The organism is Vibrio hepatarius (assembly GCF_018860525.1).
In the GTDB taxonomy this organism is placed as follows: domain Bacteria; phylum Pseudomonadota; class Gammaproteobacteria; order Enterobacterales; family Vibrionaceae; genus Vibrio; species Vibrio hepatarius_B.
Genome location: NZ_JAHKPM010000010.1, coordinates 78,278 through 96,387 on the forward strand (window position 1 = coordinate 78,278; position 18,110 = coordinate 96,387).

The following is an 18,110-nucleotide window of genomic DNA, read 5'->3' on the forward strand; positions in this document are numbered from 1 at the left end:
AAAAGAAAAGGCGAGCATCTGCTCGCCATTTTTAATGCCAATCGAATTCGGCTGAAATTTTCATCTTGGCTCCATAACCAAGCAGTTTTTCTCGTGTTGTCCTTACCTCGTGGTAAGTTACCCCGCTAGGTTTCGCTGTTATCACCTCAGGCAACACCAACGATTTATTCTTGAGACTTACTGGTGTATTTAAGTCTATTAATCTCAAATGACCTTTCATGCTTTTACTAGTAGGGTTGTAGATTATCAACTTCCCTAAGACATCCATGTTATTTACTTCATAGATCTCAGAGATAACTATCGGCGCAACAGGTGCTTTGTACTGATCTACTACTTTATAGACACCCTTCTTGTTTTTATCTGATCGTAATTTATACACCTCATATGGAGTAAGTTTGCCTTCAACTTTTGGAACAGCACACTCATTAGGATTTCCAAATAAAACCTCCCTATCTCCATTGAACCCTGAATGCATAAGGCTTTGGTTAGCCCCACACTTACCCCCAGCCTGACTATCAGCTTCCCCTTCGTGAACCAAACCATCTTGATGCCCAAATTCGTGAACAAGAAGCCAATCACTAGCACATTGGCCTGTTTCTGAAAGATACATTAAACTAAAGCTCATTTCGCTTGAGCTAAATGACATTCCACACTCAAGAGACTCTTTAACTCTAGGAATAAATATCACCTTATAGTTTTCACTATCCTTCTTGAGCCAATCAGAAACTTGCTTCTCTAAGTTACTGTCGCTGAACCCAACTCCCCCAAACAATGAAGGTAGCCCTGACGCTGATATTGAAAGTGATGTCGCCTCCATATACAGATTGCCGAAATTAATGGGCGCATAAACATAATCTATTCTCTTTAAATCTCTGTTAATTAGGAGGTCGCTTCTTTGAAATAACCTGTTGCTGTACTCAACCTTCCTCTTAACAAGTTGCTCAATTTTACCCTTCGATAGACCCATCCTATCCGAGTTTATAACCATGACATCAATAGTGTCTGACTTAGCGACTGCACCAAAAGAAGTAGCAGCAACAGCCGCAAAAAGAAAAAGCTTTTTCATATTATTGATTTGTGTTTAAGAGACCGCCCACCGAAGTGGGCGGAAGTATTTATAGACTCTTGAAGAGTTGGAGATTTTGTTCGATTTTTGAATGTGAATCTGACTTACCAAGTGCTTCACCACTATCATCATTGAAAACAAGACCACGAGTTAACTCAAAAGGCCCAGTTATTGCGTCGAAAGTCGCAAACATCACAATGAAGAAGAATAGCAAGAACATGAAGTATGAAAGCAACATACCTACAAAACCACTAACATCGATCACTCCAAACAATTTAATGTTAAGCCCCGCCATGGTAATCACATTATTGGTTACCTCTGCAAAGCTTGGTAAAACCGTTACCATCAGAGAGTAAGTCAAGTAAAATCCAACCACCAACAGAGGCAATCTCAGCATCATCAACAACCATTTGTTGAATAATATAGTCAATTTCTTCCTTACGTCGCTCCCTGTATTTGCGAAAGCATAAATTACGTGGAAGTTTGCGCTAAACACCATAGCCAACAAGTTTACTAGCACAGAGATGAATGCCGAATAAAATATCGCCGCAGGAACAAGAGGGATGATAAATGCAGCAATAAAGCCGAATGAAAGTATTAGCATACCTATGGTTGTTGTAGTTGTGGCGCTCATACTCATTGCTTGTTCTTGAGCTTTTGAGGGTTTCGCGCCATCTTTAATCTTGATGTTACCACTAACCAAGTATCCCATTGCAAAACCACCAACAACAGATGCAGTCGTGAAGGAACCTCTAGGATCACTCCAGTAAGGGTTCTCGTCATTATTTTTACCCAAGAACGGAGCTAAGAAGTGGGGAACAGTTAATGCCTCACCTTCAACAACCATAGATACAAGGCTCCCTCCTAAAAAGATTGCGCTCCCTGAAGCTAACATCCCGAAAAGAGAATTTAATGCCTTGTTCCATGGGTTTTGCTTAGCTTTCGTTTCATTCTTTGATTTTTTATTTGCTTCAATCGGCTTATAGATAACAGTCGATGGACTTTCACCTTTTATAGAGCCGTCACTTGCCACCTTGATCTTCTTTTTCTTTTCGATGTAGCTATCATAAGCGCCTTGCGCATGTTTCGAGCCTACCCCAGCTAGATAACCAGCGTACATTTTTAACAAGTACATTCCGAAGTTATGAACCTCATTAATCGGGTGTTCGCAAACCCTAAAATATTCATCACCGACTAAGTCTTTGTTTGTAATTACCCTTGATGGGTTAATCAAACATTGGAATATTTCATCAAAAGGTGACTTCTGAATAACCGTAACGCCGTCATATCCGTAATCTGTTCCCTTGAACGCAGGAGAAAACATGGAAACATCGACATTTGTCATATCTTTATAAAACCCATATAAAGGGACTTCTGGACTGACATCACCAGCATATTCAGCTTTAAAGCTATAAATAACCCCCTGAGGTGCCGAGGAAATCTCACCACGCCCTAATCTCGTTAGAAGAGTCGCTGGCGTTGCGACAAAACCTAATGAATCGTAATATCTATTCAATGAAGCATTTTTCTCAATATGAACCAACGCCGCGCACTCAAATAAACCAGTTACCACAGCATTTGAGTCAACCAATCCACAGACACTCTTTAAGCAATCTTCCGGCGAATTAGTATTGCCAGCAGCGGTTGAATATGAGCACATTTGGTATTGTCTGCCACTCAATCGGCGGGAATTTCTGATATCACTAAACTTATAGTTGCCATCTTCGTCGAGTAAAGGAGCAGCATCGAACTTTAACTGCTTAACCCCGAACACAGGACTCACTTCACTTGTAAAGTCACCATCAAAACTTTTTGGGTACGCCAGTTTTGCGGTCACAAGGTAAGCAATACATTTTTCTGAAAGTGCTCTAAACTCGGCAACTGAAGCATGTGTAGATTTATAGTTATCAGCAGGCTTAGCAAATTGCGAAGTTATCCTTTTTGCTTCATCTCTAGTAAATGGACACGCCTCAGTCCAGTACCTTAGTGTATTAATATCTTTATTGACAACTTGATTTGCAGCGTTACCATCATCCATCAAGATCCTATCAGAATCGCTGCTAACGATTGAAAGCAACCCTTCTGCGTACCCAACAGAAACATCAACAAGCGTTCTTGCAAGGCTAGTGAAGGTCTTACTTTCAAGAGACTTATAGTCCATTTTAAACCCAAGTTCTTTGTCCCCCTTGAGTGACTCAACAACCTTTAAGGTTTCTAAATCTTTCTTCATCTGTATATCAAGAGCACAATCCGCCTTACCCTTTGTGTAGGTAAAACGTAATTTGTAGTTATTACCATCCTTGGTCACAGACTCAACAATGTCATTGAAGTTTGGAGCAACACCATTCGTTTCAAAAGCAACACAAAGACCAAAATCCAGAATTGCGGATACTTTGTTTTCGTCAACAGACATTATTCCTTTTGAGCCAGTATCCTGTGGGTAATCTGGGTCTGGAATTACATAAGTTGGGTTGCTAGCGACATATCTTTGCTTAAGTTTTCCATCAATATCTTCGGCAACACTAATAGCTTTGCCTACCCCAATAAACATTAACTGATGCAATATAGAATAATCGTAGACACTACTCTCGCCCTTCTCTTTAAGTGCCTCATCATTATCGACAAACGGAGAAACAATCCAATCCAAGAAAGGCAAAGTCACTGCCACAACGAGAATTGATCTTAAAATGGTGATTGCAGGTGACTCTTTTGAGGCTGATTGTTCTGTGTTACGGTTTTGTGAAAGGTAAGATGAGTCGAAGGCATACATTGAAAACATAACTAGCCACAACACACCAGTAACAATGTAAAGATACCTAAGAGTGTTAGCGATAGTATTTGCGGTCTCAACGGGCATTGGTGCAGCGCATGCAGACCTCTCAGAAACTGTCATACTTGATATAACATCTTTCTGCTTATCAGATAAATCGGTGTTATAAAACGAGCGTATCGACCCTTCTGAGCCAAACATTGCCAAAAACACTCGACTTGAAATAGGCTTATACAGTTCTTCAACCTCAGCGGGACAAGTAACCGATATGTTAATACGGTTATCAGCAAAAACTAAAGGCGTCTGTAGTAAAACAATGAGAGCTAAAAAAGCACCCACAAAATTTTTTCGCATTTTTCTATAAGTCTACAAAAATCATAAAAAAAAAGCAGTCTATCGTGGTGGGTGAGTATTAGTTTCTCAATTTTTCCCGACACAATTAGCTTAAGTAACTTAATGAGGCCACGCTTTCGGCAGTTCATCCCACTATCCAGATCGGTGATTACTTCATCACAACCATAACCCATAAGTAACTCAGCTTGAGTGTACAGATCGGCTTTCTGGTCATGACTCGAAACACGAGCATAGCCAACAATCTTCCTCTCAAAATTTATACCTAGTAAAACTCTGATGGAATTAATGGAAAATCGACGGTGATTGCCTAGAGTACGGTGTGATTCTTGAATTTTTCTAGACTTCTGCCAACGACGAATAGTGGGAACAGAGACGGCAAGCATCTCTGCTGTTTCGCCTACCGAAAGGTACTTATTAACCTTAATCATTTCTTATAATGATCAGGTTTGATAGGCTATTTATCAACTAGCGAATTACCCTCTTCTAGATCCTCTCAACCACCCTCGCCATCAAAATTGTTGTTAGCTGTCGGGTCTTGGTTAGCATTGAGATTGCTGCGTTCACTATTTAGTGAATCCACTCCTTTTCTTGAAGCATCAAGAGTCTCATTGCTATCTTTCATACTATTTTTGCGCATAGTTGGAGTCCCTTCTTTAGCAACTTTACTTGCCTCATCTGCTGTCAAACCTTTTGTTTTCAAGGTGCTTGAAATAAGCTCAGAGGCTTTATCTTTAGCGTTTACACCAACATCTGATGCACCCCTAAGTGTCGTTCTTAAGTGCTGCCCTGCATTTTGTAGGTAGATCTCATTGTTCTTCTTAATCACCTCTTTTGCGGCTTTCTTCTTCAAGTTTCTACCCTCCATAACTTTGTTATTTAATTTATTTTGAGAGTATGCAGCGGTTGCAAACAAAATTGCGTTGGCTTTGTTTTCACGAGAATCCATAGACTCGGCACCAATCTTTTTAATGATGTTGTTTGGTGCTTTAAGGCTGACCTCGTATATCATCTTAATTATGTATATGTAGCTAAACCACATCACGACAACCAATATCAAGTTCATGATAATCTTGAAAGGGTTGAAGAAGAAATCAGCAGTAGAACCCAACCCTACAATCATGTTGATTGAGGTTAAATCCATAATAATAAAAGCTACATAGGTTAAGGTAAACGCCACCAAAAAACCTACTATTATCGCAAATGGACGAATAATAATGTTAACAAACGTACCGTATAACGATTTCTCTGGTGCAGTGTTTGGGTCATTCTGATCAAGGAACAAGAAGAATGTCATTGCAATCAGTGATGATATAACCATTAGTTGAGCAACCAACATCAGCCAGCCAATATATGACAACAGGTGTGCTGTTACAGGAATCATCGGTGTGATAATTGACATAATGAGACCAATAATAATCATTATTGCTGCTACCCAAGCCGCAATAAAGGTTGCCGCAGAGACCAGAACTTTACCTCCTCCGATACTATCTAATTTATCGAGCAGTTCTTTCTTCTTGTTGCTCTCAGCATTTGCTTTACTTGCTTTGTTGCTAGCTGCATTCTTGTTTGACCCTTTTCCGCTATCTAATTTACCATCAGTTTTAGCGGCCTCTGCTGCATCCTTAGAAAGCAGATTGTTTACGGCGTCTGACAAGGCGCTTCCTGCCTTCAGCATGAAGTACATCGATAAAACGCTTAGGCCGTAACCTAAGAGTCTTTTACCATTATTTTGAGCATAAAACAGTTGGTGGCCTATGTATATTTCACAAGACCCTGCCAATACAAATTCCCCTGCTTCGCCAAATAACTCTCTTGCTTTCGTAAATGAATCCTCAACTCCACACAAGGATACAATCTGATGATATTTTTCTGGGGTGAGCTGGATGGTGGCTACCTCACTACCGTCATCACCACCTGCTCTACTTAGAATCTTAAAGGCCGCTTGAATCTTCTCTGAGATAGAAATTTTTGCTTTGTCCTCAATTGCCTGTGTTTGTGTGGCACCAAGCTTACTCTCAACAGCCCCACCCGTATAATTCAAATCAGTCTCACTTCTTGATCCATCACCTGAGCTATGACTACCACCTTGTTCAGTAAACATCTGTGCATCAGCCGCTGCTGCGATTTCAGATAAATCACTTCCGACTCCAGATTTAGCTTTTACATATAAAAACTCTGGTGCCTTGACTTTATACTGAGACAAATATCTAGACAGCTCTTTGTCTACTGGCGGCAGGAAGTTTGAGCTAGCAGAATAAATGACTCTTGATGTTTCAATAGCCTTAAAATCCATTTGGATTTTTATATTTAAGACCTGCTTAGCTTTAGTGTTTAGCCCTCTAGCTAACGCTAGGAAGTTATGACTGAATGAAGCAAAACCCTCTTCTCTTGTCGCTTTCGAAATATCATTGATTGTCAATTTGCTAGACTCCAATGACTGAGCATAAACTATGGCTTGAGTAATACCCTTTACCACGGCCTGCCTCGCCAGCTCAACCGTCGAATTGTATCTATCAAAGCTGTCGTAAATCTCAATATACAAATCCTGTATTTGAATACGCCCTTGATTTGAAGCTTCCAATGAACCACTCAAAAATGACTGGAGGCTAGAAGAGTCAGCATCGAAAGGCATCTTTAACTTCCTTCCTTCCACTATCGCACACTGCAAGCTAAAATCGCTTACACCAACATTTCCTCGATTGAGTGAATTAACGGTATCTTTTGTGCGTATGTATGCTTTTCTATCTGTGTAACATCTGTCAGAAACCAACAACTTTGCGAACCTATCAGCAAGTTCAGCTCTATGATTAAAAACATCATAAGACTCTGAATCCTGTTCACTGAGCCTTCCACCTTCAGCGACAAACATCACGTTATCAAAGAAATAGTTTGCTGCACTAATAAGGAACTTTTCCTTAATAAATTCGTTCCCTAAATCATTAAGTAGAACATCAACTTCTACCTTAACTTCGTTCCAAAGATCTATTAGCTTATCCTTGCTCGACATGTCCTCAAATGAGATACCTTCAACTTTAGAATCAATCAATGAGATGATTTTTTCTTGAGTCTCGTTGTACTTATCAATGTCAGGCATTGTTACATCTGAAACGAAGGCAGGTTTATTAACTCTTTTCTCAGAACAGACATAGGGTGCTGCCTTACCTGAATCATTATCAATATTGAACCCAACACTGGTAGAAAACCCAGTATCATCAGAAGATATCTCAATAAGAGATGCATATCCGTCATCAATTGTAGAATATTGATAACCATTACCCCCCCTAGAAAGAGTTGACTTAGAGCCAGTTGATCTCTCTTTAGCTCCTGCATAAACACCCAACAACGAAACTTGAGCAGCACATATAGCATCTTCAATTAATACGCGACTTTTAGTGACGGGGATTGAGGCTAAATTTGGTGCCCCCTCTGTATCTAAGAATGTTTTCTCTCTTTCGTCAGGTAAATCTGACATCATCATATACCCAACAGTAGACACAGCAATGTTAGCAGCACCTATAGCTGCCAAAACCGCAACCCCCATTATTACTTGAATCACAAGCACATCCGTTTGGGAACCCATAAGTTCAGAGTTAACAGGTAGCGGCGCAATCAAAACTATACCAACACCAATTCGAGAGAAAGTTTTAAACAGACCTATCCTATTTCCCCCTATCTCACCAGATCGTAAGGCTGCGAAAGACGTAACCAAGATCTGAAGAAACATCAGAGCACTCACCAAATACAAAGCTAGACCTTGAATTGAAATTACTGAATCTTCTAGGTTAACAATGTCGTTTCGGTATTCATCTTTTCTGGAAGTTAAGTCGAGATCTGAGTTTAGTCCACTAATCTTAACCTGATTTAATATTTCATTTTTATACTCAAGATTAGTTAGCTTTATCGCCGTCTCCATAGTCGCAGGGAAGTGATAAAGCGTAGATACTACCGACTTATCCTTTGGACAAATGGTTGACGAAAATGGTTTTGGTAAAGGATAACCGTGATCATTAAGATACACATCGCAACCAACGGAAGTTTCCTCGGCAGGGGATGCCGCACCAAGCATAGGGGATACGACTACCGCTATCAGAGCAATGATTTTTTTAGAAATGCCAAGCATTGAAAATTTTATTTACTTATAATTTAACAAAATTTCCAATTAAAGATAAGGCGAGCACTATTGCTCGCCTTTATACACTATTTTAAATAGTAGGTTGGAAGTATGGTGGTTTTCACGAAACCAAGAAGTTCTTGATGAACATCCTCAGCTCTAACCCCTGTTACGTCATCGACGAAATCTGTTGTTTTATCATAAACATAATTAATCATCTTAACACCACGATACATCCCCCACATTAAGGCAAAGTTTAAAGAAACAATTACGATTATTGTGGTCAGTAGGTCAGCCATTCCGTTTGACGATATCTCAGTGATAGTTGATCCATACAATATAACCATATAGGCCGCCAAATTGGAGGCTATAGTCCCGATGATGAATGCAGCCATGAGTGCAACAAATATCATCGATAAATCGATGGATAACCTGAACATCGCACCTAAAACATAACGTGATACTGTTACGTTGTCTTCGTCTTCCTCTGTTTCGTGAAATTGATCTTTAAGAAACTTGATAGCCATAAGAGGCGATGCGATTAAGTAAATGATAAATCTTTTTATAGATAGGAATAGCAAGCTTATTGCAGTCCACAAGAAAAATGCACCTGCCACTAACTTAGCCAAAATAGCACTTAGAAATAAAATTCCACCTACAGTAAACATGGTTTTCATGAATATTAAGGTACTGGTGTTATATTCTATTCCTTGACCAATGAAAATCTTGATACCGGAAGCCAGAATAAGTGTCACACCAGATATAGGGAGAAGAACACTGTACACCATTTGCATGTAACTGTAAGGCTCTATTGTTTTTAACCGAACATTTTCCAAAGGAAGAGATCCTGATTCATCCCCGTCCTTTGGCACAATGAGATCATCGATGTTCGACAAAACACTAAACCAACCTCTTGAGTCCTCGCTGTAAACTACGCTATTAACTTTTGTTGCCAAGTCTTGAGATTCTGATAAATCACTACCCATACTTTGTCTGGCAATCTGGTCTAAGGGCAAACTTACTGGACTGATACTAGAAATGGAGTCTAGTGCAACACGTTTTGAAAAATCACTAGCTAAAGAACTCTTCATTTCAGAGAACTCATTCTCAAAGCGCAACATATAACCAACGGCTGTCATTACAGCCTCTATCGGTGATATGAAAAACCCTCTGTGGTAAAACTTATAGTCTGACGAAGCAAAGCTGACCTGTTCTATTCTTTGAGATTTTGCTGACGTCTGCAATGACTCATTAATATTGTTGTATATGGACTGAATATCAACGGATGGTTCCGTAGGTAACATTTTAGCACCTTGTGTTTCCGATACTCCGTAAAACACACCGACTGTTCCAAACCCATCGGAGCTATCACGAGATTTACAAACGAAAGAAGAGTCAAACGAATCATAAGACCACCCTGTCACATCAGGATAATCCCCTCTTCTAGCCTTGTTAGCACAAAACGATTGTTTCTGGAAACGATAGACTTCATCGAAGGCGGCTCCCATTTTAGGGATCACCTTTTGGACTTCATTCCAATAACTTTCGCTATTGAATTTTAATGCTTCATTTACCTCGATATCAGGGATCAAGTTATTCATTTGAGTTACCGAGCCTTTGAATGAAATTTGGGGTTTTGAGCGCATACTAATGTAGCCTTCCCCTGTTCTCTGTAGGAAGAACTTACAGCCAGCATCATTTGCGAACCTTTCACTCCAATCAGAACCAAAACACGTAGCCTTGAGTTCGAATTCTGTTCCTATTAACTTATTATCCTCGTTAAACTTGGAAATTCCAGCACGAAGACTTTCATTTGTTAGTGATTTACCTTCTGTTAAAGAAAAGACCTTTCTCCCGATAGACTGTTCCGCTAATAGCTTCTGGTTAGCTAGAACTACGACTTGAGAAATGATCTTCTTAGTATCTTCATCTGCCAACCTTGTGTAGGTGATATTTTGTTCATCACTATTTTCTGTAGTCTTAATGATGTGGGTAAATAGAGCCGACGAAGCAACGAGAGCAAAGTTAGCAGCGAAATAGTTACTAACCACAACAGCAAAAACCATGAGTAGTTGAGCTAAGCTAACCCCACCGAGATCGTCCATTGGCCTAATAAGGATGAGAGCAATTATTATCGCTGGGGTGGAAATGATTAACTTCTTCCAAGCTTTTGAATTGTCTTCTACCGTCATTGATACCCACGACATTCTTCCTATTGCGAGCGCAATTATTCCCCCTGAAGCAATAAGTAGTACGTAGTTGAATGCACCCAACACCGTCTCGAAATTAAAGTGCTTCATTATCGGCAAGACAGAGAAATCTGACTCATCCTCTATAGTGTCAAACATTTTGTAGATTGCTGTCGTCTTATATGCCGGATTATCGGGGTCTAAATAAGGTGAATATACACCTCCCTCGAATTTTAAGTGCTTGAACTCAGATGACTCTGGAGCCATTTCCTTCAATTGTTCTATGATATGAAGATCATTTTCAGGTATCACCATTTTTCCCGCCATCTCCACTGCTCTTTTCGTGGTATTTGGCATCAGGAACGTGAGTGTTTCAATAACAACGTCAGCTTTGGGAGCCACAGTTATTTCACCACTATTTTTGGATACATCCGAAGCTGCTGCCGAAAACGAAAAAACAACCGATAGCAGCAATAACGGATTAAATACATTCTTAAATTTCTTTATAAAGTTAGGAGCCATCTTTAGTTCTGGTTTTCATTTTCTATCTTTTTGTCTATATCCTCCAAGGAGTAGTAAAGTGCGTTATATTGATCTGGGATTGAAGTGGCACTAACAAGCAAAACCACAGAAAATAGACCTGAAATTGAAACCCAAATCAATGAATAAATTAATCTAAAGGTGACATTACCGCCGTCAGAAAGTGCCTGTTTAGCCTTTCTTAAACTGGCAAAAGCAATGAATACCAAAATCGCGTAACTGAATGAGATAGTCAGTGCGGTAATTAAAGTGTTTGTCATTTTTTATATAAGTATATAAATACTAACAGGTAAAAAAAAGCAGGCCATCATAGACCTGCTTTTTTTGCAACTTAAGAGATTAACTCCTTTAGTTTTTCTTGCCTGACTCTGGTTCTTCTTTTGAACCATCATCTTTGCCGCTTTCGCTAGACTTACCTTGGGTCTCGGCAGACTCTGCTTTGCTACTCTCAGAGTCTGAATTCTTCCCAGACTCTTTTGGCTGTTCTGAGTCAGCCACATCAGGGGCATCTGATTGCTTACCACTCGAATTAGAGTCACCAGCTTTTCTTTCTGTTTGAGGTTGCGACGGACTACCATCGGAACCTCCTCCGTTACTTTTATCTTCGGCACCTTTTTTATCAGCTAGTTTTTGGCCTGCTATATTCCCTGCCATGCGACCAGCATTGCTAGTCACTTTTCCCGCCATATCAGCCATGGTTTTTGCTGCAATGAATGTCTCAAGACCAGCAGTAACCTGAACGTTCAGGCTATCCACTCCCATTGGCCTTAACACATAGTCAGGCATCTCTGTCATCATCTTCACAAGACTCTTAAATATCAAGAAATACATCCCAACAGTGAAGACAAAGAACACAATTGAGCTGAACGCAGCGACAATAGACATCAGCACACCATCAGCTTCCATCTCCATCCTAAACAATGTGAACAGGGTTGAGTTTACCAAGTAAACACCCGCATAACTTAGAGTGTAAAATACCATAAAGGCGATAAATATCAGTGGTGCGCGAAGCACAACTGAGGCCATCATCGAGATGATTGACGAAGGCTTAAAGAGCGCCTCTCCGTCATCCTTAGTAATAAAGGCAAATGCAATTAAAAGCGGTATTACGCAGAATAAAATTAAGAATTCAGCGAGCCAACCTAGCCACATCATCACCTGAGCAATATACGGCATCATTGGAATAACATAACCAATGAAGATCCCTGCCACAATAAAGACCTTACCAAAAATCGCGAAGACTGAAGATATGATCGCCAGAACTTTTATTACAGGGCCAATTTTGGTGATTTTTGCAAACAAGCTAATTCCAATACCTTTTAGTTTTGCTAAAAAACCTCCTCCGTCAATACCATTATCGGAATCAGAACCTTTATTGCCACCTCCATTAATAGCTTGATTCAAAGCCTGAACAAGAGAATCAACTAAAACAATAACCAGACCTGTCATTAGCATATCTTTACCAAATATCGATAAAGTGGCTATTGGGTGCTGCCTAAAGTTCACACAGTTCGTCGTGGTGGTACACTGAGCGAGGCCATCAACCAAGTTCTCTCCCTCAAGACCAAAGCCGTGTTTAAGAACGTCGTCAGCAGGTATAACCATATCCAGCATCATGCCTACATACTCTGCCATAACTTCAGTTTCACCATCCCCCGTTTCGTCGCCACGTAGAGATTGAGCTGCGATATCAGAACTTCCTTCGTGCAACTGGGTGCTGAAGTTTGACTCATTAACAGGGAAATTAGCGCCCTTTAGAACTAAAGATTCATCATAAGACCAAAGTGCGGTAATGTTAGGCATGTTGCCACCAACCCTAAGATTCGATTTGGCTGACGCCTTAGGAGTAGCGTTGTAAATAACTTCTGTGTACTTCTCCTGCTCCTTTGATAGCTGCATGAAGTAACTAGAAATAGCTACCGCTCCTTGTTGTCTTAGCTGCTTCAGGAATCTAACCTTGTCTTCGTCAGCGCTTGTCTTAATGCCTTCTAAGGCAGCAAAACGACTCATCGCAGCGACTCTTGCGAAATACGCAGCAATGTTTCTCATATGCACCTTAGAGCGCTCCAAAGCGGCACCAGACTCAGTAACGTTCACAGTATCTGAGCTTTTTTCGATAACTTTAATCTTGGCTGTAGCGGCCTGCTGAAGAAGTATAACCTCAAGGTTTGCAGAGTCAGAGGCACCGCTTTCAATTGCCTTTGCAGCTTCAATTGCCGCTTTAACCATTGGTTCTGGCGCTACTGTTCCGTAACTTGTTATATCGCCTTCTTTAGGCAGGATACAAATCGGGAACACATCACCACTAACTAATTCTTTGATGTCAGTTTCCCAATTTTTAGACTCTAACTTATGAAGAAAAGTAATTTCCTGACTACTCTTATCGAAGTTTTGTATACAGTTGTACCTTCTTAACTCCCTAGCACCAGATAAAGCCTCAGCGACCACGAAGTCGAAAGGTTCTTTTGCATAATTTGATCTATATTGAGCTGCCCCTATAAACGGATTAAATGTTTGAGAAGAAATGTTCGATCTATTTAGAACGGCTTCAACACTTAAAGTACCGTAAGCGAACCCTTGAACAATTGCTGTTACATCCGCACCTGTTACTTCTGGATACTCAGCTCTCACCCTCACAATCAAGTCAAGAAGTTTGGAACCCGCAGATTTTATTCTTTCAAATTCCGTGGCGCTAGATCCGCTACCGCCTGAACCACTAATCATTAAACCAGCCAAACTATCCATAATGGAGTCCTTAGCTATCATCGTGAATACACCTGCCGGAACATCAGGTAATGGTGACGACAAGTTCAAGGTAGTTGAGTTTAAGAATAGATCCTCATACTTATGAGCTTTTTCGAAAAGTGGGCTAGTTAAAGCATTTCGCGCCTTGTTGCTTAGTCTACTGTCTTGAACAGTAAAGTTTGCACTACTTGAACCAGTCACAGTCCTATTCTCAAGACCAGATGAATGGTATCCTCCAGTTCCTCCATGTAGCATCCCCGAAGATTGCTGCATAGTGATTGAGGTATCATCAAATAATCCCGAAAAATACTCTTGTGCAGATGGATCTTTACTACCATACAAACCGAAACCGAATAAAGCCGTGATTTTTGTATACCAAGCCATATCTGCTTCATCTTTGACCATACTAGCGCTTTCTGGTGCAACGTTCGCAAAGTTGGTTCTTAATGCGCCCTCTTGCGCCCCATACAACCCCCTCATAATTTCAGTTGCGTAGGTTTCGCCTTGAGGCAAGAATTCTTCATAAGCGTTAATGGTCGCATTATGATCAGCACCAAAGTCAAAAATAGCTATCATTGCCGTGAAAAGATAAACCGTCATCTTCATTGCAAAAAGACCGCAGCCAATTACTAGAAGCTGCCCAACATTGATATCTCCAACTTTATATGCGAGTGCAGCAACAACACCGAAACCAGCGAAGGCTTTATAAGTATTGGGGTCTCTCATTGCTTGCTCAATTGAAGAGTCCTTCATGCTGCGATAGCCAAACATGTACACTCTGTAAGCAGAGAACATTAAGACTATAACAAGACATAAATCTACAGCCGCCGCTGCAACTGCACCAATTGGGCGACTGATAAAGTTTACGATTTCTGAATACTGAGGTAGAGGGACACTGAACAAATCATATACCCCTCTAACAGCTTCATTTGATTGAATAACTGAGCCTATGGATAAAGAGAAAGCATTAAGCCCTACGTCTTGCTTACATAAGACATAGCTATCTTTCTTTACACCTCCATCTGACTCAAACGCTGAACTACACCTGTCGTCCACAACGACTTTAGATATAATGGTTTCTGCAATCGCTGCCCCTGACAGAGAAACCCCCATCAAGAGCAATAATGACATTCGCTTTAAAAGTTTAAGCATTTTATTTTATTTGTTATTTATTTAAATATTATCAATTTTCACAATCATATTCATATTTTCTCTGAGTATTTAACATTGACTCAGCAGAAACCTTTACAAGGTCATTCTTCACAAATGGCTGAATTGACTCAATTAAACCATTGCTGTAGCTCTGGGACTCTATATCAATGTCATTTGCAATATTTTCAATTTCTAAATTTGATTCGTTAACTAACCTAAGATGGGAGTCAACCAATTCTTTTAGAGTTTGTAGAGGTAATTCTGACCTTATAGTTTTTCTAACGTAAGTGGCTAAATCAGCTTCAAATGAATTTGTTGGTGAAATATCAAATGTTTTTTCGTTGGAAGCTATCGCTGAAGAGATCACATCAACAAGCGATGAGGAGTTAATAGAAATGCTAACTAAACTTTTAGAGATCGCATCAATTTTAGTCAACAATGATTCATAAAATCGTCGTTGCGTTGATATGTGATCATTTAACCTTTCTTCAAACACAGCAAGATTGAATGCAGAATTTACCACATTAGCGTCATCCCGTTGTGAACCCATACCGCCGACAATCCTACTAATAACATTGTTTGCGGCTATTTTTTCCTCGAAGGAATCTGCCTCATATTTCTTCACTAAGGAATCTAATTCCAGAATCTGGGAATCTATAAGGCTTTTAGCATCCTCAAGGTGATCCTGAATTTTAGTTACATGTTCAATATCAACCCTTAGAAGAGCTTGAATCTTTGATAGGAAGTTGGAAATAAGAAGCTTATCCACCATGAGGGTATTTAAAAAAGATATCGACCCTAATCTCAAGTTGATAAAATGAGCGGCATTATAGTAACGGCTAAATCGAGCATGTGCACCATTGATTTCACTTAAGTCAAAATGGTTCTGCATCATATTGAAATGACAGAGAAAGTTGTTTACCTGTTGTATAAGATCCCTAGATACTGTGTCTGGGCTAGAAACCAACTTCTGGCTTTTTGATATGTTAGTTATAATAGCTCTATGCTGACGATTACCCTCGGCACTATTGAGCAAAAAGTAAGGCTCGCCTGAACTCTCTTTATTTTTCTCAATTATCTCATTGATGCTAAGCATTGTTTTGTTTATTTTAATTTAAGCAATATCCCACCTATATAACAAATGTGACTTCTCACCGCCTTATCAGGCGATGCTTCTTATTTCGTTAGCCGTTGCTCGATAGTATCGAGACTTATACAGCTTCCATAAGCAGAGACGACTGTCCAGCCGCCTTTAATTCTAGAATGCCTTTATCACGGATATTAAGGGCAGCATTTAGATCCCTATCAATATCTGTAGTTCCGCAAGAGGGACAATCCCATTTGCGAACCGATAAGGGCATTTCTTCCATTTTATGACCGCAACAGTGGCAAGTTTTAGAACTTGCATACCACTGGTCGAGCTTCACTAGGTGTTTGCCTTGCTCTTTCAGTTTGTATTCCAACTTAACAACAAAGTTATGCCATGATACATCTGCTATGTGTTTAGCCAATTTACGGTTTTTCATCATGTTTGCTGATTTCAATGTCTCAACTATCACCGCTTGGTTTTCGTCAACGAGAGTTCGAGAGAGTTTGTGTTGAAAATCAGCGCGAGCATTCGCTACCTTTTCATGGCATTTAGCAACTAGTAGTCGAGCTTTCGCTCGATTGGCGCTGCCTTTTGTTTTTCTGGATAGCTGACGCTGTTTACGTTTGAGGTTTTTCTCAGCACGTTTTACAAATCTTGGGTTGGCTGTCTTTCTGCCGTTCGACTCAATGGCAAAGTTAGACAGACCTAGATCAATCCCCGTTACCTTTCTCACTGTGTGAAGCGACGCTGTAAGCAGTTTAATTTTTATACTCCTAATCACCCCATTATCTCTTTTAAAATAAATTCAATTGGTTAAACTTAAATTAAAACGTATGACAAACTTAAAAACTGAAGCTAATTCATGCAGCTTGCGCTAACTTAACTTTCTTGGTGTATATTGAGGCTGCATAGGCTGATATCACTCTAGATAAGGCAGCCTTCGCCCTACGGCGTTTAAGGCCAGCGTCGATAATATCAGGAGTAGAAAACAACTCTACTCCAACAAAGCCAAACCCATCATACAAAACCCTCACACTTAACTGAAATGACAAGCCTTCATTTTTATCGCTAAAGGTGGCCCTGATCTTACCAACAGGCTCTAGATGAAACAGTTGATTGATCATTTCAGTTGATAGGAAACTTTCAGACCAGATATTTACATTAAGCGAACTATTTTTCGCATAGTCCTCAATGTTTTGACGTATTGAAGTCAAAACATCAGAAAGTTGTTGTTTTTCTTTGCTAGCCATTTATCACCTCTTATGTGTCATCATAATGCCGCACCATAAAAATGCAACTGGTATATATTCGCAAGAGATCTTGACTGACACAAACTAGTCCTTATAATGCCGCACAAAGACGGCCACCCTAAAGAGCAAGGATATGCATACCAAAGAACCAAAAACCTTGTTCATGCTAATTCACGAAAAAGGGACAATTACGCCTTTTTTGGCATGTGACTTCAATGATGATTTATCTATTGTTAAGTCTTCTTCTGGAATGATAATGCAAGCCATAGAAGGAAAGAAAACTTTCTATTCAACCCAAGATTGTGCGTATCTGGGACTTAATAACTAGGTAGTAATTATGAAAAAAGATGAATTGAGAGCATACGCTGAACTAGCCAGTAAGGTTAGTGGGGATAACATTGTAAATGCGACTGCGGAGGAGATTACCGCCTTATTCGCCTGCTGCAAGTGTTGACAGCATTCTTGCCTGATTCGGGAAGGATTTATCTAGTGCACGTTTCTTTTTCGAAACATCTAGCTCTTCAATAACAATCGGAACACCATGTCTCAGAGCACGCCTTACGAACCGCAGGTTAGCTTCTTTCTTACCGTTCGATTGAATAGCAAAATGTGATAACCCCAAATCAATACCAGTGACTTTATCGATTGAGTGAATCAAGCTAGGCGCTTCAACACCATCATCTACAAGGATGGACGCATAAAACTTACCTGTTTTACTCATGCTTTTAACCTTTCCAATGATCTCACGATGGATATTGGCTTTAACTGGTTTCATCTTGGGTAGCTTGATAGCGCCATCAAGAACCTTAACACCAACACAATGGTAACTAGATTGCTTGCCAT

12 protein-coding genes are annotated in these 18,110 nt (G+C 40.0%); 1 reads left to right on the top strand and 11 read right to left on the bottom strand.

Translation table 11 applies throughout. From position 1 onward, the window contains the following. Nucleotides 1-31 precede the first annotated feature (31 nt). From KO511_RS03160 to KO511_RS03205, 10 genes are all read right to left on the bottom strand, one after another. Complete coding sequence (locus KO511_RS03160; RefSeq protein WP_215986026.1) at nucleotides 32-1,066, bottom strand: hypothetical protein; 1,035 nt, start codon at nucleotides 1,064-1,066, stop codon at nucleotides 32-34. A 49-nt stretch (nucleotides 1,067-1,115) separates the two neighbouring features. Next, nucleotides 1,116-4,190 (bottom strand): hypothetical protein, encoded by a 3,075-nt coding sequence (locus KO511_RS03165; RefSeq protein WP_215986027.1) that lies wholly within the window; start codon nucleotides 4,188-4,190, stop codon nucleotides 1,116-1,118. Continuing rightward, nucleotides 4,160-4,618 carry a recombinase family protein gene (locus KO511_RS03170; protein ID WP_215986028.1) on the bottom strand — a complete coding sequence of 153 codons (459 nt, stop codon included), beginning with the start codon at nucleotides 4,616-4,618 and terminating at the stop codon, nucleotides 4,160-4,162. The genes KO511_RS03165 and KO511_RS03170 overlap by 31 nt, the downstream gene beginning before the upstream one ends. A gap of 65 nt (nucleotides 4,619-4,683) precedes the next feature. Continuing rightward, complete coding sequence (locus tag KO511_RS03175; protein WP_215986029.1) at nucleotides 4,684-8,310, bottom strand: hypothetical protein; 3,627 nt, start codon at nucleotides 8,308-8,310, stop codon at nucleotides 4,684-4,686. Between the two features lie 77 nt (nucleotides 8,311-8,387). Further along, nucleotides 8,388-11,012, bottom strand: a complete 2,625-nt coding sequence (locus KO511_RS03180) for a hypothetical protein (RefSeq protein ID WP_215986030.1) — start codon at nucleotides 11,010-11,012, stop codon at nucleotides 8,388-8,390. Nucleotides 11,013-11,014: 2 nt separating this feature from the next. Next, on the bottom strand, nucleotides 11,015-11,290 hold the full coding sequence (locus KO511_RS03185; protein ID WP_215986031.1) for a hypothetical protein: 276 nt from the start codon (nucleotides 11,288-11,290) through the stop codon (nucleotides 11,015-11,017). Between the two features lie 88 nt (nucleotides 11,291-11,378). Next, a complete protein-coding gene (locus KO511_RS03190) occupies nucleotides 11,379-14,927 on the bottom strand; it encodes a hypothetical protein (RefSeq protein ID WP_215986032.1) in 3,549 nt (1,182 codons plus the stop codon). Nucleotides 14,928-14,958: 31 nt separating this feature from the next. After that, nucleotides 14,959-15,699: a hypothetical protein gene (locus KO511_RS03195; protein WP_215986033.1), complete on the bottom strand. Its 741-nt coding sequence runs from the start codon at nucleotides 15,697-15,699 to the stop codon at nucleotides 14,959-14,961. Between the two features lie 439 nt (nucleotides 15,700-16,138). Beyond that, complete coding sequence (locus KO511_RS03200; protein WP_215986034.1) at nucleotides 16,139-16,798, bottom strand: RNA-guided endonuclease TnpB family protein; 660 nt, start codon at nucleotides 16,796-16,798, stop codon at nucleotides 16,139-16,141. A 79-nt stretch (nucleotides 16,799-16,877) separates the two neighbouring features. After that, nucleotides 16,878-17,267: a hypothetical protein gene (locus tag KO511_RS03205; protein ID WP_215986035.1), complete on the bottom strand. Its 390-nt coding sequence runs from the start codon at nucleotides 17,265-17,267 to the stop codon at nucleotides 16,878-16,880. Nucleotides 17,268-17,400: 133 nt separating this feature from the next. On the opposite strand from KO511_RS03205, the gene KO511_RS03210 reads away from it, so the two are divergent. Further along, nucleotides 17,401-17,595, top strand: coding sequence for a hypothetical protein (locus tag KO511_RS03210; protein WP_215986036.1), 195 nt, complete (start codon nucleotides 17,401-17,403; stop codon nucleotides 17,593-17,595). A gap of 102 nt (nucleotides 17,596-17,697) precedes the next feature. Here KO511_RS03210 and KO511_RS22205 read toward each other — a convergent pair. Next, nucleotides 17,698-18,110 (bottom strand): hypothetical protein (locus KO511_RS22205; protein WP_252724228.1); only part of this gene is annotated, 413 nt, incomplete at its 5' end.